Source organism: Pedobacter aquatilis, from assembly GCF_032678425.1.
GTDB classification, from domain to species: Bacteria; Bacteroidota; Bacteroidia; order Sphingobacteriales; family Sphingobacteriaceae; genus Pedobacter; species Pedobacter aquatilis_B.
This window is the reverse complement of the sequence record NZ_JAVTSG010000002.1, coordinates 555995-578981: the sequence shown is the minus strand read 5'-3', so window position 1 is coordinate 578981 and position 22987 is coordinate 555995. Positions and strand designations below refer to the sequence as shown.

Below are 22987 nucleotides of genomic sequence, written 5' to 3'. Positions count from 1 at the left end.
TTCCGACTTCCGACTTCCGACTTCCGACTTCCGACTTCCGACTAGCCTACTGCCCTTCTACAATACCCATCTTCTCAGCGAAATGCGCACAGTAATCTCTTAAATCCTCAACAATTAAGGTCTCATTTGTTGCTTTTAAAAAGCTATCACCCATGGTTTGTAAAGTTTCGTAGAAGAAACGTTTCATTTCATCAACAGGCATATCTTTAGTCCAAAGGTCTATTTTTAAAGTGTTTTTATAGTTATGATCCCAAACGGAAAGGAACATTGCTTTTGCAGGCACTTTATCTGAGTTTTGAGAATCTGAGCTTTCCCAAAGAATGTTATCCGGATTGTTAGCCTCGTCTAATTCAACTGTTAATTTTATTTCTGCTGTCTTCATATTTCTTAATGATTGGATGAGTGATTGATTGAATACCCATATAATCGATTATTTTTAGGTTGCAAAGATGCTATTTAATTTCATTACAAAAATGAATTGATTACATCTTGATAATGTTTTTTGACCTGTAAATTACGCTAGCTTTTGAATAATGAAGATAAGGATTACCGTAAAAACCACGAAAATCGACTCCACAATCCAAATCTTTTTTAAATCCTTTAGCGTAAAACGAAAAATGATATCTGTTATAAAAGTTACCAAAATCAGGCATCCCAATATAAAAAGGTAAAAACCACTCATATCAATTTGTCGGGGTGCGTTGTTTTTAGTGCCTAAAATATTAGCTACAACCAAACCCAAACTAATGGCACTAATGATATTTAAAGGTGTAATTCTAAGCTTCATTATTTACTTTTTCTTATCGAAACGTTTACCTTTTTTGAAACTTTTAACAGTTTTTCCGGCCTTTGCTTTAGCTTTATCTCTTTCCCTTTGTTCTATAACTTTTGCATTTTTCTTTTCATGGAAGGCACCTTTAAAATCAGGGTCTTCCTTGCGTTTTTGCATATCAATTTCGCGGGCAATATGTTGGCGTTCCTCGTAAGGCGTTTCATCAATATAAACGCCTTCCGGGATTTCTGCAACCGGAATATATTGACGAATTAATTTCTCAATTTTACGGATGTAATATTTTTCTGCGTCAGTTGCAAAAGTTATGGCATCGCCTTTGGCAAAAGCCCTACCAGTACGCCCAATTCTATGTACATAATCTTCAATAATAATCGGAACATCGAAGTTAATAACATGACTTACATCGCTTACATCTATTCCACGACTGGCAACATCGGTAGCGACCAAAACGCGAATATTCCCTTCCTTAAAGCTATTAATCGAATTAATTCTGGTGTTTTGACCTTTATTGGCATGGATAACCCGCACATTTTCTGCACCATATCTACGCTCAATAAAGCTAAAAATATTATCGGCAACAGTTTTTGTTTTGCAGAAGATAATCAAACGGGTAAATGCCTCATCATTCTTCAGCAAATGCTGCAATAAATTAATTTTGGTTTTAAAGTTTGGCACATAATATAGGCTCTGTGTTACGTTTGCGGCTGGTGTAGCCTGTGTAGCGGCCTCAATAACAAGTGGGTTATTCAAGAAATCGCCTGCTATTTTTTGTACCAGATCGCTCATTGTAGCCGAGAAAAGTAAATTTTGACGTTTACGAGGAACGATTTCCAAAATACGATGAATAGAACCGATGAAACCCATATCCATCATTTTATCGGCTTCATCAAGCACTAAAAACTTTAAACTTTGGGTATTAATATCGCCTGTTAAATATAAATCTAAAAACCTGCCTGGCGTTGCAATTAAAATATCAATTCCTTTTGCAATCTGCTCTTTTTGTGTTTTCGGACCGATACCGCCAAAAATTACAAGCGAGCGTAAGTCAGTATAAGTAGAAAATAACTTAACCTGTTCTGCAATCTGCATCGCTAATTCTCGAGTTGGCGATAAAATCAAAGCTCTTGGATTTTCGCCCTGAGCATACTTTAATTGCATTAAAATTGGCAAAACAAAAGCTGCAGTTTTACCTGTTCCCGTTTCAGCAATACCGAAAATGTCTTGTCCGGATAATACCGGAGCAATTGCTTTTTCCTGTATCGGTGTAGCAACGGTGTAACCGGCATCGGCAACTGCATTTAAAATTTGCCTGTTTAACTTAAATTCTTCGAACGATTTCGCCATAGCGCACAAAGATAGGCTTTTTAAGCTGATAGGAGTTTAGAGTGTAAAGTTTAAAGTGAAAAGTTCAGCATTTACAGTCTAAAACTTCATTTTCTGAATTCTAACCGCATTTAAAATTGCAAGAAACGCTACGCCAACATCAGCAAATACGGCTTCCCACATGGTAGCAACGCCACCTGCACCCAAAATTAAAACCAAAGCCTTAACCGCAAAAGCCAAAACTATATTCTGAATAACTACACTCTTTGTTGCCTTACCAATTTTAATCGCCGTCACAATTTTTGATGGTTTGTCCGTTTGAATCACAACATCGGCGGTTTCTATGGCTGCATCACTACCCATAGCCCCCATCGCAATACCGATATCGCTGATGGCTAAAACAGGCGTATCATTAATTCCATCACCCACAAAAGCCACAACATTTTGTTTGTTTTGTTTAATTTCTTCTAGTTTATTCACCTTGTCTTCGGGCAATAAATCACCATAAAATGAATCGATGCCTAAAATCCCGGCAACTTTTTTAACAATAGATATTTTATCGCCACTCAACATCACCACTTGTTTAATACCATTGGCATGAAGATTTTTCACAGCATCTACAGCATCTTCCTTAATTTCATCAGCAATTAATGCATAACCAACATACTTACCATCAACAGCTAAAACAACAATACTTTCTTCAAAATCATTAATTTTCTTATCGTAATCAATGTTAAATTTATCAAGTAGTTTAGTATTTCCGGCAAGCACTTCTTTGCCATTAACCATGCCTTGTAAACCCATTCCGGCAATTTCTTTTATGTTTTCTGCGTGATGAATTTCCTTTTCGCCATAATATTCAACAATAGCCTTGGCAATTGGATGTGTAGATTTTGCTTCAACGGATACCAGATAGCCTAAAAATTCGGCTTCATCAATGTTGCTTTCTATTTTCTGAACCTTAAAAACACCTTTGGTAAGCGTTCCGGTTTTATCCATCACAACGGTATTCAACTTTGTAATTAAATCTAAAAAGTTAGATCCTTTGAATAAAATTCCGTTAGCCGAAGCAGCGCCAATACCGCCAAAATAACCTAATGGAATGGAAATAACCAGTGCGCAGGGACAAGAAATCACCAGAAATACCAATGAGCGATACAGCCAGGTTTGGAAATTATACTCGTTACCCAAAACTAATATAGGAATGGTAACCAAAGCCAAAGCCAGAAAAAACACAATGGGCGTATAAATTTTAGCAAACTTGCGGATAAACAATTCGGTTTTTGCTTTGCGGGTAGTTGCGTTTTGCACCATTTCCAAAATTCTCGATAATGCGCTATCGGCAAATGCTTTGGTTACTTTTATTTCTACAACCGAGTCGATATTTAACATTCCGGCTAAAACATTTTCACCTTTATTTATAGTTTTTGGTTTGCTTTCGCCTGTTAAAGCTGCTGTATTAAAGCTGCTTTTTTCTGATAATAATTCTCCATCCAAAGGAATCTTTTCGCCTGCTTTGATTTGTATGGTTTCACCAATTTCTACTTTTTCAGGATTGAGGTTTTCGTATTTCCCATTTCTGAAAACATGGGCTATGTCTGCTCTAACATCAAGCAAAGCAGAAATATTTCTTTTAGCTCGATTAACCGCAGCCATTTGAAAAAGCTCCCCAATTGTGTAAAATAACATTACGGTAACACCTTCAGGATATTCTCCAATGGCAAAAGCACCAATCGTGGCGATTGACATTAAGGAAAATTCAGTAAAAAATTCCTTGGCCTTAAATGTTTCCCAAACCTCTTTCAAAACCGGAATACCAACCGGCAAATAGGCCAGAATATACCAATACGGCCTGATTAGCTTAAAAGCTCCCAGGTTAAAAAGATTATCAAAAGCAATCCCGGTTAGTAACATTACAAGTGTTACAATTGCGGGCAAGTAAGTTTTAAATGCAGATGGGTCGCCACCGTGGTCATGATCATGTTCATCGCCATCTTCATGGCTGTGTGCGTGCTCGTGAGTATGTTTATGCGCCTTGCTACTGCAACAGCTATCTTCTTTATCGTGGGGATGACTCATTTAGACTATTTTTTTGAAAAGCAATTTTAGGTGCATTTCGGTTTCTTTCTTCCCGCCATCGCTGCAAATCCTCAGCCAAAGAAAAATTGGCTTCCGGGTTTTCTACTTTGTCGGGTTTAGGTGGCACTAATCGTTTACTATCAAAAGTAAAATAAACCCGACAGAAGCGGAAATACTTTGGCAAAACTTACGAAGTTTATACTTAAAAAACAGTTCATCAAAATTCGTAAGTGTTAAAAGCCAAAGATTGCAGCATATGGCGGGATTGAAGAACCAATGAAACACTACACATTCTTTTTCAAATTACGTATATTTACATATACAATATTTCTTAAATTGCGTTTTATTTTTAATCGTTCTTAATAATTAAAATTTTTGATTGTGCACAATAAATTATGTTAAAAAATGTTAATAGTGTAATTAAGTTTAAAAAAGATGAAATCTCTAAAGTTCCATTTCTCGCCAAGCGAATTCTTAAGACGACTTGGTTTAACTAAAATTTACTACTGGTTTAACAAGTAATATTTCTAATATATTGTTTCAGTATTAATTAGTATTTCATAAATTTCGCTCAAATAACTAACTTATTTAAGCGAATGAAATACCAAAATTTGAAAAGATATTTTGCTGCACTTGGTATAGTTGCGGCGGGCTTTTCTGCAAATGCACAAGCACCAAAAAAATACATCGACCCTGCAAACATGGATTTGTCGGTTAAGCCAGGCGATGATTTTTATCAATACGCCAGCGGTACATGGATAAAAAATAATCCTGTTCCTGCCAAAGAAACCAGATGGGGCTCTTTTAATGAACTTCGTGATTTTAACATTAATGCTGTAAAATCTTTAGTAGAAGAAGCCGCGGCTGATAAATCTGCGCCTGCAGGTTCAGTTAAGCGTCGCGTTGGTGATTTCTTTGCCGCAGCAATGGATACGGTAACCATTGAAAAATTAGGTTACACGCCAATTAAAGCCGATTTGGAGAAAATCAAACAGATTAAAGACATTCAAGGCGTATTAGACCAAGCTGCTTATATGCGTGTAAATGGCATCGGTGGCTCTATGTTTAGCATTGGTGTTGGCCAAGATCGTAAAAATGTTAATAAATACATGGTTAACATCGGTCAGGGTGGCACAACTTTACCAGATCGCGATTACTATCTGAAAGATGACACCCGTAGTGTTAAAATCCGCGAAGCGTATAATACTTATATGACTACCTTATTTACTTTAACGGGTAGCAGCGCTGATGTAGCAAAACAAAAAGCCGAAACGGTTTTTAAAATTGAAAAGCAATTTGCTGAAGCGCAAATGAGCCGCTTAGAAATGCGTGACCCATACGCTACTTACAATAAACTTACCGTTGCCGATTTAAGTAAAAAGACACCTGGCATTAACTGGGCTACTTATTTACCGAAATTCAGCATTAAAGGACAAGATACCGTTTTGGTTTCTTCGCCCAAGTTTATGACGAGCGTTGATGGCATGTTAAAATCTGTTTCTGTTGCAGATTGGAAAACTTACTTAGAGTGGAATGTTTTAAAAAGTTCTGCCGGAAGTTTGAGTTCTCCATTTGTTAAAGCAAGTTTCGCTTTCACTCAGGCACAAACCGGACAAAAAGTTCAAACACCACGTTGGCAACGCATGTCATCTTTAACTGATGGCACTATTGGCGAATTATTGGGTCAGCTTTATGTTGCTAAATATTTCAAACCAGAAGCAAAAGCCCGTATGGATGCGATGATTGTGAATTTACGCAAGGCTTTTGAAATCAGAATTAAAGGTTTAGAATGGATGAGTGCTGAAACTAAAACTAAAGCGCTTGAAAAACTTGCTGCATTTGAACCAAAAGTTGGTTACACCACCAAGTGGGAAACTTATACAGGCTTAAACATTAACAAAGCTACCTATTTCCAAAACTTACGTAATGCAAGTGTTTGGGGTTATAACGAAAATGTTAACAGATTGGGTAAACCGGTAGACCGTACACGTTTCGGTATGACGCCTCCAACTGTAAATGCGTCTTACAGCCCAACAATGAATTCAATTACTTTCCCTGCCGGAATTTTGCAATTCCCATTCTTTGACCCAAATGCTGATGATGCTTTGAATTATGGCGGTATCGGCGCTGTTATTGGTCACGAAATGAGTCATGGTTTTGATGATAGCGGAAGCCAATACGATGCAAAAGGTAACTTAAAAAACTGGTGGACTGCTGAAGACCGCAAAAAGTTTGAAGAAAAAACCAAAGCCTTAGGCGAGCAATTTGATGCTTATACGGTTTTAGATACGGTTCACGTAATTGGAAAATTAACAATGGGCGAAAACATTGGCGATTTAGGTGGCCTAAATGCAGCTTATACTGCTTTCAAAATGACTAAACAAGGACAAAGCAATGAAAAAATTGATGGTTTTACACCAGATCAACGTTTCTTCTTGGCTTGGGCACAAGTTTGGAGAGGTAATATTTTACCAGAAAGCGCAGCGCAATTAATTAAAACTGATCCACACTCTCCAGGCCCGTACCGTACAATTGGTGCACCTGTTAATATGGATGCCTGGTATACTGCTTTCGATGTTAAACCTGGTGATAAATTATACAAAAAACCAGAGGATAGAATTAGAATGTGGTAATTTGAAGTTAAAGATTTATAATTCGTAACTTTAATATAACAAGCAATGATTTTCATCCCAGAGAGGAATATCAAACCTAAAAAACGTCCCGAGAAATCGGGACGTTTTTTTTACGTCAAAACAAATTGAAGCATTTTCTATTCTTAATTATCATTCTATCTTTGAAAAATATAAACCCTAGCATGAAAAGCACCCAAAAACTCATATTTATAATCAGTTTATTTCTATTTTCTTTAAATACTTCGGCACAAAATCAGTTGATTAGTTTGGATAAATTAATCAATAAAACCGACCCAGCGTGGCCTTTGGTTAAAAAATGGATTGATTCTGCCAAGAATAAAGTTGAAGTTTTACCCGTAGATTCTGCTAAAGCGAATCAGGTTTTATACAATGCGCAAATGACAACTTATGCAACGCTTGGCTCTGTAATTTACAATACGGGAGGAATTATGGTTGATAATGGCTGGATAAGAATTTTAGGCTCTGGAAGCGAACGTTTGCAAAGGGATGTTGCAGAATGGAACAAAGGAAAAACGATAAAAGAATACGGCGATAATGTTCCTTATCTTCTAGTTGCTGATGATGCAATAGGTGGATTTTTCGCCATTAATTATGGAGGTTTAGGTAAGGATGTAAAAAACATGTATTACCTTGAACCAAATAGCTTAACCTGGCAGCCTTTAGGTGCAGGTTATGGTGAGTTCTTAGTATTTTGCTTCGATAGCGACCTTTCTAAATTTTACAAAGGCTTGCGTTGGAGCAGTTGGGATCAGTTTATTGGTAATTTGGAAGGCACAAAAACATACAGTTTCAGACCATATTTATGGGAAGCTGGAACGGATATTGAAAAATGCAGCAGAAAACTTGTTGGAATCGAAGAAATGTACCGCTTCAATATTATGAAATCGAAGGAAATAAATGCGGATAAAGGCATTAAGAAAGACGATAGTAAACAGTAAGATATTGTTGCCGTCATTGCGAGGTACGAAGCAATCTCTTTGCGATGTGTCTTATTAATAAAGATTGCTTCGTACCTCGCAATGACGATTTTGTCGTCTATTTCAGATTATAAAACTAAAAACCCGAACTATTCTGAAATATATTTAGCTTGTATTTTCTTTGGCAATTTTGCCAGTACCAACGCACGAGAATCTGCAACCCTGGCTTTTAGTTCTTTATCGTTCAAAACATCAAGATTTTCAATTTGAATCCATTGTCTTTTTGCCAAATGGTAAGCTTGTGCAATGCCATCCCTTGCCGTTAGTGCATCAAAATCATCAGGATTACATTTTATAGAAAACCTACTCCCTGTATCAATATCTGCTATAACAAATATTTTTTCTTCAATCATGAAGCAAAGATGGTCCCACTTCATACCTTCGGTTGTACCAGGCAGACTTAAACAATATTCTCTGAAAGATTCGATGTCCATTGAGCTGAAAGATTAAAGCTGAAAGACCAAAGATAAGATAGAAAGCTTAAAGTTAAAAGAATTAAGGATATACAGCAGTTTAAATTTAAAACTACTGTCAATTATTAAATCCTGTATATCTTTACATTTTAATCCTTAAAATCTTGTAATCCTTTAATCCTGCTCAAAAATCCTTGCTATGAATATTATTACCCAAACTGCTGATGGTTCGAACACTTTATACAACGAAACGATTGGTGAACATTACCATAGCAAACATGGCGCACTTCAGGAAAGTAAGCACGTTTTTATCGAAGCCGGGTTAAAATTTGCTTCAGCGGGAAAATCAGAAATTTCAATTTTTGAGGTTGGCTTTGGAACGGGCTTAAATTTTATTTTAAGTTTTGAATATTGTTTAAAAAATAACATAAAATTAAATTATACCAGCCTCGAAGCTTTTCCCTTAACTTTAGAAGTAATAAATCAGACCGGCTATTCAGAATATGTATCTAAGGAAGTTTGGACAGATTTTATTTCGAATTACAATAAGGCTTTGAAAGAACCTACAGATATTGCTCCACTTTGTACGCTCGAAATTCCACATATTAAATTAGCCGAATTTAATACCGATAAAAAATTCGATTTGGTTTATTACGATGCATTTTCTGTACAACATCAGCCCGAAATGTGGAGCGATGAAATTATTACACATACTTGCAACTTATTAAAGCCTGGCGGTACTTTCGTTACTTACGCAATTACCGGAAAACTTAAACGTGCGGTTAAAGCCTGTAATTTTACGATAGAAAAATTGCCAGGCGCTCCTGGAAAAAGGGAAATGTTAAGGGCTATTAAAATGTAGCATAGTTGATGTAGACGAATGATGGGCATATTGCCGGGAAACTTTAATAGCTGCAAAATCTTTAGTACCTAAACCCGGGTGAAGCGGCATACTTTTAACAAAATTGAGCGTAGCGAAATGCAGTTAAAAGATACAGCGGAACACGGGACTAACTTTAATAAGAATTGGTCGATTGCTTTTCAAAACAATATTAATCTGACAAAATTACGACCACTAGAAAAAACCAGTGCATTTTAATTTTGTTAAACTAACATAACATTTCACATCATGGAGAAAAGAATTTTAGGAAAAACAGATTTAAATATTGCGCCTATTGTATTTGGAGGAAACGTTTTTGGCTGGACAATCGACGAACAAAAATCGTTCGAAATTTTAGACCAATTTGTTGATAGTGGTTTTAATTTTATTGATACTGCCGATGTTTATTCGCGTTGGGTACCTGGAAATAAAGGTGGCGAATCGGAAACAATTATTGGTAATTGGCTTAAAAAGCAAAATAAAAGACACGATGTAATTATTGCAACCAAAGCTGGGTCGGATATGGGTGATGGCAAATCTTTAAGAAAAGATTACATTATTAATCAGGTTGAACATTCGCTCTCGCGACTACAAACTGACTATATCGATTTATATTTCTCTCACTTTGATGATGAGCAGACGCCTGTTGATGAAACTTTAGCTGCTTACGAAACTTTAATAAAAGCCGGAAAAATCCGATGGATTGGCGCATCAAATTTTTCTGCAGAGCGATTAAAGGAATCTTTAATCCATTCGGCAGAAAATAATTTACCACGTTACGAAGTTTATCAGCCTGGTTATAATTTATTCGACAGAGAAGAATTTGAGCAAGAGCACGAAAAAATTTGTTTGGAAGCCGGTTTAGGCGTTGTTACTTATTATTCGTTAGCTAGTGGTTTTTTAACAGGAAAATATCGAAGCGAAGCTGATTTAGATAAAAGTAAACGTGGTGGCGGCATTAAAAAGTATCTAACTGAACGTGGTTTCAAAATTTTGGATGCACTTGATGCTGTTGCCAATAAACATAATATAGAGCAAGCTTCGGTGGCAATGGCTTGGTTAATTAATCATCCATCCGTAACGGCGCCGATTGCAAGTGTAACCGATTTAAGTCAGCTAAAATCTTTTACGGAAGCGGCAAATTTAAAATTAACACCCGAGGATATATCAATTTTAGATAAAGCGAGTATTTATTAACAGAATAATAATATATTTAAATGCCCGATTAATGAAACATTTTTCGGGCATTTTTGTATTAATTTGGATTTTATTAAACCATGAAAGACAAACTCTCTTTTTTACCAAAATTAGCCCTGGTATTATTCTGTATAATCAGTTTAACCTATATTGCAATTTTAGGGCAATCGCTGCTAGCGCCTCTATTCTTCTCTTTTTTAATGGCAATTTTGCTATTGCCGTTCGCTAATACTTTAGAACATAAACTCAAATTTAAGAGAAGTTTATCTACAACAGTTTCCGTAATTGTTATGGTAGCGATGATTGGAGGCATTATCTATTTTTTTGGAAACCAACTGAGTGATTTATGGCAAGATTGGCCACTACTTAAAGAAAAAGCCGACGTATCTTTTACAGAACTGCAAAAATGGATTTCGAAAACTTTTCATGTGAATACCCAAAAGCAGTTAGATTATTTAAATGACAGTACAGAAAAGGCATTAGCTACAAGTGCTACAATAGTTGCCACAACGCTTGCAACATTATCTTCTACCCTATTATTTCTAGGTTTTACATTGCTATTTACGTTCTTCATACTTAATTACAGACGCATACTTTTCACATTTTTAACTTCGGTTTTTAAAGAAGAACATAAAGAAAAGGTGAGCGAAATCGTATCACAAATTCAATACATCATTAAAAAATACATCATTGGCTTGTTTTTACAAATGCTAATTGTTACCATTTTAATGATTGCCGTTTTAAGCATTTTGGGTGTTAAATATGCCGTGTTATTAGGTTTAGTTGCAGGTATATTTAACGTAGTGCCCTATTTAGGAATTTTCTTCGCTTTGCTGATAAGTTGTTTAATCACTTTCGCAACAGCGGGGGCTGGTAAAGTTTTGTTAGTGCTTATCGCTTTTGTTGGCGTACATGCAATTGACGGAAATATTTTAATGCCATTGGTTGTTGGTTCGAAAGTTAAAATAAATGCATTAATTGCCTTCATCGGTATAGTTGTTGGCGAAATGATTTGGGGAATTTCGGGTATGTTTTTATGTATCCCGTATTTGGCTATGCTTAAAATCATTTTCGATAGAGTTGACAACTTGAAACCTTGGGGTTTATTAATGGGCGAAGAACATAAACCTGAAAAGAAAAAGCGGGTTTATCGACTTACGAATAAGATAAAGCTGGAAGAAAAAGATTAGATTTTTCTTAGTGGTTTGGTATTGGTAATTTAGCGCACAATAAATTTAGAACCATGCCGAATAATCCAATTCCTGCAACTGCAAATAATCCTGCCGATGCCTTTAACCGCTTGCTTACCGTTCTAGATACGCTGAGAACGCAATGTCCGTGGGATAAAAAGCAAACCATGGAAACCTTGCGCCATTTAACCATCGAAGAAACTTATGAGTTAAGCGATGCAATTTTGGATGGTGATTTAAACGAAATTAAAAAGGAACTGGGCGATGTTATGATGCATTTGGTTTTTTATTCGAGAATTGCTTCTGAGACCAATGATTTCAACATTGTTGATGTATTAAATGGTGTTTGCGATAAATTGGTAAACCGCCATCCGCATATTTATGGAGATGTTGAAGTGCAAAACGAAGAAGATGTAAAACGTAATTGGGAACAGATTAAATTAAAGGAAGGCAATAAATCGGTTTTAGCTGGAGTTCCTGCATCACTTCCTGCATTGGTTAAGGCATCTCGCATTCAGGAAAAAGCTCGTGGCGTTGGTTTTGATTGGGAAGATAAAAGCCAGGTTTGGGAAAAAGTTGAAGAAGAACTACAGGAATTTAAAAGCGAATTTAATGTTACCGATAATACCGCAATAGACATAGAAAAGGCAGAATCAGAATTTGGCGATGTGCTTTTCTCACTGATAAATTATGCTCGTTTCATCAACATCAACCCAGAAAATGCGCTGGAAAAAACCAATAGAAAGTTTATCAAACGCTTTCAATATTTAGAAAGCAAAGCGAAGGAAAATGGCAAAGCGTTAGCTGATATGACACTTGCTGAAATGGAGATTTATTGGAACGAAGCAAAGAAATTGTAATAATGCGTGCAGAAGATAACGGAAATCAATTACCCAAAAACCTACTTAACATCATCACATTTAATGTGCGGGCAACCAAAACTGTTGGTGACGATGGCATAATTCCATGGATAAATATTGCCCATGCTAATGAAGAAATATTAAATTTAATTGACGCTGATGAAATCGTAATTAATGAAAATGAGGTTACTATTTCTTTGGATTATCCACTCCACAATCCGGAAATATTTTCTATAAAGTCATTAACTGGTTTTACCAGAAAGCAATTACTAATCTCGATAAGAGAAAAATTTTTAGTGTTTTCAAAAGCACAGAAAGTTGATATCAACGGATTGGATTTAGTTTCTTTAGATGTTTACAAAACAGATTCTGGCATGATAGAAGTTACGTTGGATATTGATATTTAAACTTAACGAGCGCCTAATAAAACGTTCCATCAACATAATACCACATCCCATCTTCCAATTTAAAGTTTGATTTTTCGTGTAGAACTTCAGTTTGAAACTTGTGATTTAAATAAAAAGCTTTAAACTCGACTTTATCAAATTCGGCGGAAACAATTTCTAATTTAATCCATTTCGTATTTTTTGCGCTTTTGGTGTAAGCATCTGCCGAATTTCCTTTGCGTTTACTAATGTGCGTGGTTTCATATAAATAAGCACCATCACCCAAAACAAAAGCAGTATATCTAGAACGCATTAAAGCCTCAGCGGTTGGTGCATTTTTTGTTTTCGAATGGTAAGGTTTGCAGCAATTTTCGTATACTAAACCACTTCCACAAGGACAGATTGAAATATTCATCAGTAAAATTTGATGGCAAAATTAGAAATTTATATTTCCTGCGCTAAAATTTGCGTAAAATTGCAATCGAAAAATGAGGTATTTCTTTCACATTGCATATCACGGTCAATATTACAGCGGTTGGCAAAAACAACCAAAAGCTAAAAGCGTTCAGGAAGTTTTAGAAAATGCGTTACAGCAAATTTTTAAGTTTCCAATCCCGATAATTGGTTGCGGTAGAACCGATGCACATGTACATGCAAGCCAATTTTTTTTTCATGCTGATATTCCTATTGAATTCGATTTCGATTTAATCTTTAGGATGAACAAAATATTGCCTTATAATATTGCAATCTTTGATATTATAAAAATGGAAGGATTGCCTCATGCCCGTTTTGATGCCGTTCAAAGAAAGTACGATTATTTTTTACATACTTATAAAGACCCATTTTTAAGTCAGCAAAGTTCTTTTTATTTATTGCCAAAGCTTGATGTTGTGCAAATGAAAGCGGCTGCAAAATTATTACCAAAATATAAAGATTATCGTCCGTTTTGCACACATCCTGATAAGTATGAGCACACCATCTGTAATGTGATGGATGCAGATATTTTCGTAAATGAAAGAGGCGATAGAATCCGCTTCCACATTGCTAGCAATAGGTTTTTAGGTAAAATGATTAGGATTTTAATGGGCAAAATCTTAAAAATTGGTAAAGGAGAACTATCGGTTGCAGAGTTTGAGCACCATCTGGCAACCTTAGAAATGCCTAAACTTTTAGAACCGGCGCACCCAACCGGACTTTATTTATCAAAGGTTACTTACCCATACCTAAACTTACCAGCCCGAACAGAATTTTTATCGGCTTTGGAAGGCACAAAGTGGATTTCTGTGTAATTTATCTAGGCTTACGAAGTCTTTAAAGCACCATAAAATTAAACTTTGTAAGTTTAATTATTTAAACCTAATGGCTTTGAGCGGCGACACTTTGCTAATCAGCAATGAAGGGATAATCAACACGGTTAAACAAACCACAACGGTAATTACGTTTAGCGCCAGTACATCGATAAAATGAAATTCTATCGGGGCATAAGCAAGGAAATAATTGGCTTGGTCTAGCTTAAAAATATGTGTTGCTTGCTGAAAAAATCCTAATCCCAAACCTAAAATATTACCCAATAATAAACCAATACCAATTAGATAAGCGGCGTTGTACAAGAATATTTTCATAATACTCCAGTTGCTTGCGCCGAATGATTTTAGCATTCCGATCATATTTGTACGTTCCAAAATCATGATAAGCAAAGCAGTTATCATATTTATTACGCCAACAATTAACATTAGTATTAATAAAACGTTGGTATTTACATCGAGCAAGCCAAGCCAGGTAAAAATATTCGCGAAATTTTCTTTAATGGAAAATGAGCGCAAATTTTGTGGGAGTTGTTCGAAAATATCATCGGCAACAAGCTTTATTTTGCTGAAATCTCTCGTGCGGATTTCTACACCACCGATTTCATTTGGTTTCCAGTTATTTAGTCGTTTTACAATATTCAGGTTTCCGAGTACAAAACCTTTATCAATATCCTCTACACCAATATCGTAAATACCAACAATTTTAAATTTTCTGGGACGAAGTTGATTTTGAACAAAATACATGATGAAATCATCGCCGGCTTTTAATTTTAAGCGTTTTGCAGTGTAATTTGAAACCAGCAATTCTTGCATTGCAGCTGTAGAATCCGCAAAATCAATTACTCTCCCACTTATGATGTGTTGTTTAATGTATGTCCAATTGTAATTTTTATCTACGCCTTTAAAGTTGATGCCTTCGATTTCTTCATTGGCTGATAAAATTGCAGGCTTTGTGGCGAATGGATAAAAATATTCGATGTTTGGGTTATTTTTGAGTTGCTTTTCAGTTTCTGAATCAAGAATAAATGGCGAGTGTTCGAAAGAATTATTTAAATCGTAGCGGGTAATTTGTACATCGCCTAAAAAACCTCTAACCTTATCTTGAATTTCAGTTTTAAAGCCTTTAATAATCGCGATAGATAGTATCATAACAGCCAAACTGAGCATTACGCCCGCAATGGCAATCCGTACAATAAGCTTTGAAAAAGTACGCTCTGATTTTAAGGAAATGCGACCTGCTATGAAATATTCGAAATTCAATTTTGATAAATTTATATGCTACAAAAATGCTTAATTACTATTTAAAAATGGCATTTTTGATGATAAATAACCAATAGTAAAACCGCAATATTTATAACAATAATAAAAATTACTAAATTGTTTAATTATTGATTTGAACTACCGAAAATATCTAATATGAAAAAGTACATCAGCTTTGCTTTATTAAGTGTTATTGCACTTTCTGCCTGCGGACAAGCACCCAAACCGACCGAAACGGAAAATCAGAAAAACGAAACCGTAAAAGTTTCAAATAATGATTTACCTGCAAGTTCAATTAAAACCGGAGCAGAGCAAACCGAAAAATATTTACCCCTGCTAAAAGGCAAACGCGTTGGCATGGTTGTTAATCCGACATCAATTATTGGCAAACAAACTTCTGTTGATAGTTTATTAAAAAGGGGGATTAAAATTCAGAAAATATTTGGTCCGGAGCACGGTTTTAGAGGTAATGCAAGTGCTGGTGTAAAAGTGAGCGATGACGTAGATGAAAAAACCGGCATAAAAGCAGTTTCACTTTACGGAAAACACAGTACGCCAACTAAAGAAGATTTGGCCGATATTGATATTATGATTTTCGATATTCAAGACGTAGGCGTTCGTTTTTACACTTACATTAATACTTTGCAACATGTAATGGAAGCTTGTGCTGAAAACAATAAACCTTTAATAATTTTAGACAGACCAAACCCAAATGGTTATTTAATTGATGGTCCGATATTAGACCCAAAATTTAAATCTGGAATAGGTATTCAGCCGATTCCAATTGCGCATGGCCTAACAATTGGCGAGTATGCACAAATGCTTAACGGCGAAGGTTGGTTAAAAAACAAGTTAAAATGCAAAATTACAGTGATTAAAAATGCAAATTATAACCACGATTTAGAGTATACTTTGCCTGTTAAACCATCGCCAAACTTGAATACACAACAATCGATTTTGCTTTATCCATCTACTTGTTTGTTCGAAGGAATTTATCTAAATCATGGTCGTGGCACACAATTCCCTTTTACTATTATTGGGGCACCATATCTAAAAGGAATTTATAAATTTTCTTACACGCCTACCGGAATAAAAGGTATGGCAGAAACACCAATTTTTAAAGATGAAGAATGTTTTGGTATCGATTTGAGAAATTATGATACATCTATCTTAAGAAAAAAAGGACAAATTAACTTAGGTTGGGTTATAGAATTGTATAAAGCATCGCCTAAAAAAGAAGATTTCTTTAATTCTAAATTGAGTAATCAAACTATGCCTGTCGAAAAATTAATTGGTGTAGGAGATTTCAGACAGCAAATTATCGATGGAAAATCAGAAGCAGAAATAAGAGCTTCATGGGAGCCGGGGCTAAGTGCTTATAAAACGATGCGTAAAAAATACTTGTTATATAATTAATGAATTTTGAATGAATGAATGATTGAGTTTTGAATGAGTGAGTGAATAACCAAACAATAGCTTTAAAAAGATTGTTATTCTAATGATGCTGCTTTTTGCAATTCCATCATTCAAAATTCATTCAATTATTAAAAGTTTGATGCTGCGTTTTGCAATTCAGTCATTCAAAATTCAGTCATTCAAAATTCATTCATTCAATTATAATAACCATGAGCGGTAAGAAAGAAAAAAGTGATAAACCTGGTAGCAACTATGAGGAAGAAGTGCCAAAAGGCAGAGAACCTGAAGATAAAAAAACGGTTAGAAAACCAAATGATAGCAGTCCACAGAAGCCAGTAAAAACGGAGGAACCAGCTAAAAAAAGGGAAAATGAAGAACAACCCGTTCACCCTATAAAAAAAGCACCAAAGGAATAATAAAAAGCTTTCACCGAGTTCTGTGAAAGCTTTTTACATTTAATTACTATTCGTAGATTTCAGAAAAGATAACAAAACCTTTTCATCATGCTCTAAACCTAATTTTCTGATGGAGCTATTATTGTGGATTTTTTTCAAAAATTTGTCCAATTTATCTTCCTCAAAAGCCGTAAGTAGTAAAGGATAAACATAAGAGCTTTTACAAACCGCTCGCGTATTTCCTAATTTTTTCGCCACGCAATCAAGTACATTTACTATGGTTTTCTTGGTATTTAGTTTTATATCTTTATCGTTTTTACATTGAGAAAATTGCCTTAGCGCTTCCAAAGTGCCGCCCCAAGTCCTAAAATCTTTTGCGGTAAAATCGCTTCCGGTAATCTCCCTTATGTAGTTATTTATTTTCCCCGAATCGATGCTTTTATGCTCTTTCCCGTTAGAATAAAATTGGAAAAGTTCTTGTCCGGGAATATCCCTGCATTTTTTCACCAGTTTAGCTAATGAGCGGTCGTTAAGCTCGACATTTTGTTTTACGCCCTTTTTACCAATAAAATCCATGCTGATTTTACTGCCCTTAATTTTAACGTGTTTATCTCTTAAGGTTGTTAAACCGAAAGAACCATAAAGCTGCTTGTAATTTTCGTTACCAATCCGGATTAATGTTTTTTGCAAAACATCAACAGAAATTGCCAGTACTTTTCGTTCGTCTAAATCTTTGCGTTTTAAATCTTTAGCAAGTTTTTTCCTGGCTTCGGGCAAAGCTTTTCCAAACTCATATAATCTAAAATATTTATCTTCAGAACGACGTGAAGTCCATTTTGCATGATATTTATATTGTTTTCTTCCGGCGGCATCAATTCCGGTTACTTGCAAATAGCCATTAGGTTTGGGGCTAATCCACACGTTTTGCCAGGCAGGTGGTATTACTAATGCTTTTATTCTTTCCAGATGTTTTTCATCCGTAATTTTTGAGCCGTTCTTATCCTCGAAATGAAATTTTCCAGCTTTACCTTTTCTGTAAATCCCAGGCATCGAATCGGTAACATAAACAAGTCCGTTTGCTTTTACTACATCTTTCCCTTGTATCATTTTAACTATAAACTATGGTTTATTTTTTAGTTATTTTGCAAAACCTAACGGGAGCCTTTCGCGTTAATTTACAAACACAACATATCTCAGATGAAAATAGTTTTTATGGGTACGCCCGATTTTGCAGTTGCTTCTTTAAATGCTTTAGTTGAAGCAGATTTTGATGTTGTTGCCGTTGTTACCGCAGCCGATAAACCTGCCGGACGCGGACAAAAATTAAGCGAAAGTGCCGTAAAAAAGTATGCTGTGGAAAAAGGCATTCCGGTTTTACAACCCGAAAAACTAAAGAATCCCGAATTTTTGGCTCAACTAAAATCTTACAATGCCGATTTACAAGTTGTTGTTGCATTTAGAATGTTGCCAGAAGTTGTTTGGGCAATGCCTGCAAAAGGAACTATAAATTTACATGGTTCTTTGTTGCCGCAATATCGCGGTGCTGCACCAATTAACCATGCCATAATTAATGGAGAGAAAGAAAGTGGCGTTACTACCTTCTTCTTAACCCATGAAATTGATACTGGAGATATTATTCAAAGTGCAACTGTTGAAATTGCAGACAACGATAATGCCGGAGATTTACACGACAAATTGATGAATGTTGGCGCAGATTTATTGGTAAAAACTGTAACTTCTATAGCTGAAGGTAATTATAAAGAGCAACCACAACCACAAAGTGATATTTTAAAACATGCCCCTAAAATTTTCAAAGAAGATTGTAAAGTCGATTGGAACAAATCATCTGTAGAAGTTTTTAATTTAATTCGCGGCTTAAGCCCCTATCCTACTGCATTTACTTTGTTAAATGAAAAAACACTAAAAATCTTCAAGGCAGAAATTGAAGAAAAAGAAGCCGCAATTGTTGCAGGAGGTTTTTTAACTGATGGAAAAACTTATTTAAAGTTTGCCACAAAAGATGGTTTTATTAAACTTTTAGATATTCAGTACGAAGGCAAGAAACGGATGTTGATTGAAGATTTTTTAAGAGGGATGAGATTGTAAGATTGGTTCATTGGTTAATAGACTTCCAGCTTATCAAACATTCCAACAATTTAGCCCTCCAACTTCTTTACAACATTAAAACATTTCAATCTTAAAACATTGATACAATCTCCGTAAATTCGCCCCATGGCAAAAATATCAATTAACCTTGCTACAGGTTCGTTTCAAAAGGAAGAAATTATAGTTGGAATCGATTTAGGCACTACGAATAGTTTGGTTGCTTTCATCAATCCAGAAAAAAATCCACAAGTAATTAACGATTCCGGTAAAGGATTATTGGTGCCGTCGGTGGTTTATTTCAACAATCAAAACGAAACTGTTGTAGGTAACGAGGCAAAAGAGTTTTTAACTACCGACCCTGCAAATACGATTTTTTCCGTAAAACGATTATTAGGTCGGTCCTACAAAGACGTTGCAGAGCACAAGGATATTTTCTCTTATAAAATAATTGACGACGATACGGATTCATTGGTAAAAATTCAAGCTGGAAATCGCTTTTACACGCCAATTGAATTGTCGGCTGAGATTTTAAAAGAACTTAAGGCAAGAGCAGAACATGCTTTAAAAACACCTGTAAACAGAGCGGTGATCACTGTTCCTGCATATTTCAATGATAGTCAGCGACAAGCAACACGAGATGCCGGAAAACTTGCAGGCCTAGATGTAATGCGTATTGTAAATGAGCCAACTGCCGCAAGTTTGGCTTATGGAATTGGCTTAGACCCATCGCAACAAAAAACCATTGCCGTTTACGATTTAGGCGGCGGTACTTTTGATGTATCGATTCTTCAAATCCAGAATGGAATTTTTGAAGTTTTGGCAACGAATGGAAATACATATTTAGGTGGCGATGATTTTGATAGAGCCATTTTAAACCACTGGATTGAGAAAAACAATCTGGATATTAAAGTTTTATCTAATGATAATATTTTAATGCAAGCCTTGCGTTTACAAGCTGAAGCTGCAAAAAAGGCATTATCAAGTCAAAATTTATACAACGAGAAAGTTGGCGAAATCTGGTGCACACTAGATAAACAAACTTTTGAGCAACTGATTTCTGCAAAGGTTGAAGAAACCATCACCGCCTGCAAAAACGCATTAAAAGATGCTGATTTAACTGCAACCGATATTGATGAGGTAATTATGGTCGGTGGTTCTACCCGTACGCCTTTCGTGAAACAACAGGTAGAGAATTTCTTTGGTATAAAACCACAGGATAATATCAATCCTGATGAAGTTGTAGCCCTTGGCGCCGCCATTCAGGCTGATGTTTTGGCCGGAAACCGTTCTGATATTTTATTGCTTGATGTTACGCCACTTTCGCTTGGCATTGAAACAATGGGCGGTTTGATGGACGTAATTATTGCCCGCAACAGCAAAGTTCCAACGAAAGCGGGTCGCCAATATACAACATCTATTGATGGTCAGGTAAACATGAAAATTTCGGTTTACCAAGGCGAACGCGATTTGGTAAAGGAAAACCGTAAACTTGCAGAGTTCGATTTAAAGGGTATTCCCGCCATGCCGGCTGGTTTACCGAAAGTAGATATTAACTTCCTGCTAAATGCCGATGGTATCTTAACCGTTCAGGCGATTGAGTTGCGTTCAGGTATAAAACAAGAAATCGAAATTACGCCAAGTTATGGTTTGAGCGATGATACAGTTGAAAAAATGCTTTTAGATAGCATTGAGCATGCCCAAAGTGACGTTCAGCAACGCATGCTGATAGAAGCCAGAAGCGAGGGCGAACAATTACTTTACACGGCTGAACGCTTCATCGAAAAACATGCAGAGCATTTATCATCAGAAGAAATTTCGGACACTAAAGTTCATTTCGAAGCTTTAAAAGCTGCTTTGGCTACTCAAGATAAAGATTCAATTCTGAAAAAAGCGGATGAATTGAACGAATTCACCCGTCCCTTTGCAGAGCGTGTTATGGACGCCGCGATTTCTACCGCAATGAAGGGAAAGAAAATAGAGTAAATCAGGAATTTAAAATTTACCGTCATTGCGAGGCAAGAAGGAATCTACTTATTGAGAGAGATTGCTTCGTGCCTCGCAATGACGAACGAATAACCAATTCTTTTCATAGTAATTACCATCTTTTCTTACCATACATCAAAAATTCTCTGCTCCTAACCTGCTAACTTTACGTTATAAATTATAGCACTATGGAACTAGGTATCGGCATGTTTGGCGATTTGCAAGTAAATGCAAAAGGTGAAATTCAACCCGCACAACAAAGACTACAAGAAATTATCGAAGAAATTAAACTCATGGATGAAGTGGGTTTGGATTTTTATGGTATTGGCGAACACCATCGCCCTGATTATGCAGTTTCTAGTCCCGAAATTATTCTAGCTGCTGCTGCAACAGTTACCAAAAACATCAAATTAAGTAGTGCGGTTTCGGTTTTAAGCTCATCTGATCCGGTAAAACTTTACCAAAATTTTGCAACTGTAGATTTAATTTCCAATGGTAGAGCCGAATTAATGGCTGGCCGAGGTAGCTTCATTGAATCTTTCCCATTATTTGGCTTTAACCTGCAAGATTACGATGAACTTTACGAAGAAAAATTAGAGCTGCTTTTAAAAATCAATTCAGAACAAAAAATAAGTTGGAAAGGCAAATTTCGTCCTGAGTTGGTCAATCAGGAAGTTTTGCCTCGAGCAGTTAATAATAATTTAAAAATCTGGGTAGCAGTTGGTGGTACACCAGAATCGGTAGAACGTGCCGGCAGATTAGGTTTACCAGTAATGTTCGCCATCATCGGCGGACAGCCAATACAATTTAAACCACTTTTCGATTACTATAAAAAAGTTTATCAGGCTTATGGCCATGATATGAATAAGTTTGAAGTTGGCGTACACATGCACTCATTGTTTGGTGACAACAGTAAAGAAATTGCGGATTACTACTATCCATTGTATTCTGCTCAAATGAACAGAATTGGGCGAACTCGTGGTTGGGCACCTTACCAACGCAACCAGTTTGATGCGGGAATAGATAAAGCAGGCGCTTTAATTATTGGCGATGTTAATCAATCTGTTGATAAAATTTTAGCAATGGAAGAAACTTTCGGTTTAACTCGTTTCTCTGCGCACATGGATGTCGGCGGACCATCTCATGCAGCCATGATGAAATCAATTGAGATTTTTGGAACCCAGATTGCGCCAAAAGTTAAAGAAGCATTGAAGAAATAATTAGACTTTATCCTTTTTCAATATTTGTAAAAAAGTATAAACGTAACAACCAATACATACAGCAAATAAACTTTCAAGCAAAGCAAAAACTATCATAATTGATGTAAGTATAATTGTTCCTTCAAGAAAGTTGAACATAAATGTCGCGGTAATCAAGAGGCAAAAAATAAAGCCCATGGTTGCCGCGAATTTTTTTGGTCCCAAATCGGTCATTTTAGGATTCAAACCCATCCCTTTAGAAATTTTAATTGCGATAAATTTCAGCAAGCTTAATTTTCCGGTTGTAAATGCCCTCATCCCAAAATCGAAAGTAAGAAATAATATAGCCCAGTAATTTGAAAATGAAATGCAAAAAATTGCTTTCATTGCAACCATAAAAGCAATAATTCTAACCACGTTTTCATTAATACGTTCTGCAGATATTGGGCAAGATAATTCCATATTTTATATAAATATTTTAAACTGTAAATATCAATAAATAATTTTTCCTTAACCTTGTAAAAATTCATCCCTATATTTAATAAGTAAAAACCTACGAAAAATATAGA

The 22987-nt window shown here is 35.8% G+C and carries 22 protein-coding genes; 13 read left to right on the top strand and 9 right to left on the bottom strand.

What is annotated here, in order from left to right:
• Positions 1 to 46: 46 nt before the first annotated feature.
• The 4 genes from gldC to R2Q16_RS08575 form a co-directional block, all read right to left on the bottom strand.
• Positions 47 to 382 (bottom strand): gliding motility protein GldC, encoded by a 336-nt coding sequence (gldC, locus tag R2Q16_RS08590; protein ID WP_316736464.1) that lies wholly within the window; start codon positions 380 to 382, stop codon positions 47 to 49.
• A 132-nt stretch (positions 383 to 514) separates the two neighbouring features.
• A complete protein-coding gene (locus tag R2Q16_RS08585) occupies positions 515 to 787 on the bottom strand; it encodes a hypothetical protein (RefSeq protein ID WP_316736463.1) in 273 nt (90 codons plus the stop codon).
• 3 nt (positions 788 to 790) lie between these two features.
• On the bottom strand, positions 791 to 2137 hold the full coding sequence (locus R2Q16_RS08580) for a DEAD/DEAH box helicase (RefSeq protein WP_316736462.1): 1347 nt from the start codon (positions 2135 to 2137) through the stop codon (positions 791 to 793).
• Positions 2138 to 2215: 78 nt separating this feature from the next.
• The gene (locus R2Q16_RS08575) at positions 2216 to 4195 is read right to left on the bottom strand and encodes a heavy metal translocating P-type ATPase (RefSeq protein ID WP_316736460.1); all 1980 of its coding nucleotides are present in this window, start codon (positions 4193 to 4195) and stop codon (positions 2216 to 2218) included.
• Between the two features lie 596 nt (positions 4196 to 4791).
• Here R2Q16_RS08575 and R2Q16_RS08570 point away from each other — a divergent pair.
• Together R2Q16_RS08570 and R2Q16_RS08565 are read left to right on the top strand one after the other, a co-directional pair.
• Complete coding sequence (locus R2Q16_RS08570; RefSeq protein WP_316736459.1) at positions 4792 to 6828, top strand: M13 family metallopeptidase; 2037 nt, start codon at positions 4792 to 4794, stop codon at positions 6826 to 6828.
• A gap of 182 nt (positions 6829 to 7010) precedes the next feature.
• Positions 7011 to 7787 carry a DUF2625 domain-containing protein gene (locus R2Q16_RS08565; RefSeq protein ID WP_316736457.1) on the top strand — a complete coding sequence of 259 codons (777 nt, stop codon included), beginning with the start codon at positions 7011 to 7013 and terminating at the stop codon, positions 7785 to 7787.
• A 128-nt stretch (positions 7788 to 7915) separates the two neighbouring features.
• Here R2Q16_RS08565 and R2Q16_RS08560 read toward each other — a convergent pair whose 3' ends face one another.
• Entirely contained in the window at positions 7916 to 8260 is a 345-nt protein-coding gene (locus R2Q16_RS08560) for an MmcQ/YjbR family DNA-binding protein (protein WP_316736456.1), read from the bottom strand.
• A gap of 178 nt (positions 8261 to 8438) precedes the next feature.
• Between R2Q16_RS08560 and mnmD the strand changes: the two genes are divergently transcribed.
• The 5 genes from mnmD to R2Q16_RS08535 all read left to right on the top strand — a co-directional run bounded on the left by mnmD (position 8439) and on the right by R2Q16_RS08535 (position 12773).
• Positions 8439 to 9101 (top strand): tRNA (5-methylaminomethyl-2-thiouridine)(34)-methyltransferase MnmD, encoded by a 663-nt coding sequence (mnmD, locus tag R2Q16_RS08555; RefSeq protein WP_316736455.1) that lies wholly within the window; start codon positions 8439 to 8441, stop codon positions 9099 to 9101.
• Positions 9102 to 9368: 267 nt separating this feature from the next.
• Positions 9369 to 10316 carry an aldo/keto reductase gene (locus R2Q16_RS08550; RefSeq protein WP_316736454.1) on the top strand — a complete coding sequence of 316 codons (948 nt, stop codon included), beginning with the start codon at positions 9369 to 9371 and terminating at the stop codon, positions 10314 to 10316.
• Positions 10317 to 10396: 80 nt separating this feature from the next.
• Positions 10397 to 11506, top strand: a complete 1110-nt coding sequence (locus tag R2Q16_RS08545) for an AI-2E family transporter (RefSeq protein WP_316736453.1) — start codon at positions 10397 to 10399, stop codon at positions 11504 to 11506.
• A 53-nt stretch (positions 11507 to 11559) separates the two neighbouring features.
• The gene (gene mazG / locus R2Q16_RS08540) at positions 11560 to 12366 is read left to right on the top strand and encodes a nucleoside triphosphate pyrophosphohydrolase (RefSeq protein ID WP_316736452.1); all 807 of its coding nucleotides are present in this window, start codon (positions 11560 to 11562) and stop codon (positions 12364 to 12366) included.
• 2 nt (positions 12367 to 12368) lie between these two features.
• Complete coding sequence (locus R2Q16_RS08535) at positions 12369 to 12773, top strand: hypothetical protein (RefSeq protein WP_316736451.1); 405 nt, start codon at positions 12369 to 12371, stop codon at positions 12771 to 12773.
• 13 nt (positions 12774 to 12786) lie between these two features.
• Here R2Q16_RS08535 and R2Q16_RS08530 read toward each other — a convergent pair whose 3' ends face one another.
• A complete protein-coding gene (locus R2Q16_RS08530) occupies positions 12787 to 13167 on the bottom strand; it encodes a YchJ family protein (protein ID WP_316736450.1) in 381 nt (126 codons plus the stop codon).
• 73 nt (positions 13168 to 13240) lie between these two features.
• On the opposite strand from R2Q16_RS08530, the gene R2Q16_RS08525 reads away from it, so the two are divergent.
• Positions 13241 to 14041: a tRNA pseudouridine synthase A gene (locus R2Q16_RS08525; RefSeq protein WP_316736449.1), complete on the top strand. Its 801-nt coding sequence runs from the start codon at positions 13241 to 13243 to the stop codon at positions 14039 to 14041.
• A 57-nt stretch (positions 14042 to 14098) separates the two neighbouring features.
• Here R2Q16_RS08525 and R2Q16_RS08520 read toward each other — a convergent pair whose 3' ends face one another.
• The gene (locus R2Q16_RS08520; RefSeq protein ID WP_316736448.1) at positions 14099 to 15319 is read right to left on the bottom strand and encodes an ABC transporter permease; all 1221 of its coding nucleotides are present in this window, start codon (positions 15317 to 15319) and stop codon (positions 14099 to 14101) included.
• Between the two features lie 156 nt (positions 15320 to 15475).
• Here R2Q16_RS08520 and R2Q16_RS08515 point away from each other — a divergent pair, with 156 nt between their 5' ends.
• Together R2Q16_RS08515 and R2Q16_RS08510 are read left to right on the top strand one after the other, a co-directional pair.
• A complete protein-coding gene (locus R2Q16_RS08515) occupies positions 15476 to 16735 on the top strand; it encodes a DUF1343 domain-containing protein (RefSeq protein WP_316736447.1) in 1260 nt (419 codons plus the stop codon).
• Between the two features lie 209 nt (positions 16736 to 16944).
• Positions 16945 to 17151, top strand: a complete 207-nt coding sequence (locus tag R2Q16_RS08510; RefSeq protein WP_316736446.1) for a hypothetical protein — start codon at positions 16945 to 16947, stop codon at positions 17149 to 17151.
• Between the two features lie 39 nt (positions 17152 to 17190).
• Here the strand turns inward: R2Q16_RS08510 and R2Q16_RS08505 are convergent, their stop codons facing one another.
• Entirely contained in the window at positions 17191 to 18237 is a 1047-nt protein-coding gene (locus R2Q16_RS08505; RefSeq protein ID WP_316736445.1) for a DNA topoisomerase IB, read from the bottom strand.
• A 90-nt stretch (positions 18238 to 18327) separates the two neighbouring features.
• On the opposite strand from R2Q16_RS08505, the gene fmt reads away from it, so the two are divergent.
• The 3 genes from fmt to R2Q16_RS08490 all read left to right on the top strand — a co-directional run bounded on the left by fmt (position 18328) and on the right by R2Q16_RS08490 (position 22439).
• Entirely contained in the window at positions 18328 to 19236 is a 909-nt protein-coding gene (gene fmt, locus R2Q16_RS08500; RefSeq protein ID WP_316736444.1) for a methionyl-tRNA formyltransferase, read from the top strand.
• A gap of 126 nt (positions 19237 to 19362) precedes the next feature.
• A complete protein-coding gene (gene hscA, locus R2Q16_RS08495; RefSeq protein WP_316736443.1) occupies positions 19363 to 21219 on the top strand; it encodes a Fe-S protein assembly chaperone HscA in 1857 nt (618 codons plus the stop codon).
• Positions 21220 to 21407: 188 nt separating this feature from the next.
• Positions 21408 to 22439 (top strand): Atu2307/SP_0267 family LLM class monooxygenase, encoded by a 1032-nt coding sequence (locus R2Q16_RS08490; protein WP_316736442.1) that lies wholly within the window; start codon positions 21408 to 21410, stop codon positions 22437 to 22439.
• Here R2Q16_RS08490 and R2Q16_RS08485 read toward each other — a convergent pair whose 3' ends face one another.
• The gene (locus R2Q16_RS08485) at positions 22440 to 22880 is read right to left on the bottom strand and encodes a DUF4395 domain-containing protein (protein WP_316736441.1); all 441 of its coding nucleotides are present in this window, start codon (positions 22878 to 22880) and stop codon (positions 22440 to 22442) included.
• Between the last annotated feature and the right edge of the window lie 107 nt (positions 22881 to 22987).

Coding starts and splice junctions, on each gene's coding strand:
- R2Q16_RS08510 (WP_316736446.1), top strand. CDS start 16,945: ATGAGCGGTAAGAAAGAAAAAAGTGATAAACCTGGTAGCAACTATGAG.
- R2Q16_RS08585 (WP_316736463.1), bottom strand. CDS start 787: ATGAAGCTTAGAATTACACCTTTAAATATCATTAGTGCCATTAGTTTG.
- R2Q16_RS08565 (WP_316736457.1), top strand. CDS start 7,011: ATGAAAAGCACCCAAAAACTCATATTTATAATCAGTTTATTTCTATTT.
- R2Q16_RS08485 (WP_316736441.1), bottom strand. CDS start 22,880: ATGGAATTATCTTGCCCAATATCTGCAGAACGTATTAATGAAAACGTG.
- R2Q16_RS08525 (WP_316736449.1), top strand. CDS start 13,241: ATGAGGTATTTCTTTCACATTGCATATCACGGTCAATATTACAGCGGT.
- R2Q16_RS08570 (WP_316736459.1), top strand. CDS start 4,792: ATGAAATACCAAAATTTGAAAAGATATTTTGCTGCACTTGGTATAGTT.
- gldC (WP_316736464.1), bottom strand. CDS start 382: ATGAAGACAGCAGAAATAAAATTAACAGTTGAATTAGACGAGGCTAAC.
- hscA (WP_316736443.1), top strand. CDS start 19,363: ATGGCAAAAATATCAATTAACCTTGCTACAGGTTCGTTTCAAAAGGAA.
- R2Q16_RS08490 (WP_316736442.1), top strand. CDS start 21,408: ATGGAACTAGGTATCGGCATGTTTGGCGATTTGCAAGTAAATGCAAAA.
- R2Q16_RS08575 (WP_316736460.1), bottom strand. CDS start 4,195: ATGAGTCATCCCCACGATAAAGAAGATAGCTGTTGCAGTAGCAAGGCG.
- R2Q16_RS08550 (WP_316736454.1), top strand. CDS start 9,369: ATGGAGAAAAGAATTTTAGGAAAAACAGATTTAAATATTGCGCCTATT.
- R2Q16_RS08535 (WP_316736451.1), top strand. CDS start 12,369: ATGCGTGCAGAAGATAACGGAAATCAATTACCCAAAAACCTACTTAAC.
- mazG (WP_316736452.1), top strand. CDS start 11,560: ATGCCGAATAATCCAATTCCTGCAACTGCAAATAATCCTGCCGATGCC.
- R2Q16_RS08545 (WP_316736453.1), top strand. CDS start 10,397: ATGAAAGACAAACTCTCTTTTTTACCAAAATTAGCCCTGGTATTATTC.
- R2Q16_RS08530 (WP_316736450.1), bottom strand. CDS start 13,167: ATGAATATTTCAATCTGTCCTTGTGGAAGTGGTTTAGTATACGAAAAT.
- mnmD (WP_316736455.1), top strand. CDS start 8,439: ATGAATATTATTACCCAAACTGCTGATGGTTCGAACACTTTATACAAC.
- R2Q16_RS08560 (WP_316736456.1), bottom strand. CDS start 8,260: ATGGACATCGAATCTTTCAGAGAATATTGTTTAAGTCTGCCTGGTACA.
- R2Q16_RS08515 (WP_316736447.1), top strand. CDS start 15,476: ATGAAAAAGTACATCAGCTTTGCTTTATTAAGTGTTATTGCACTTTCT.
- fmt (WP_316736444.1), top strand. CDS start 18,328: ATGAAAATAGTTTTTATGGGTACGCCCGATTTTGCAGTTGCTTCTTTA.
- R2Q16_RS08580 (WP_316736462.1), bottom strand. CDS start 2,137: ATGGCGAAATCGTTCGAAGAATTTAAGTTAAACAGGCAAATTTTAAAT.
- R2Q16_RS08505 (WP_316736445.1), bottom strand. CDS start 18,237: ATGATACAAGGGAAAGATGTAGTAAAAGCAAACGGACTTGTTTATGTT.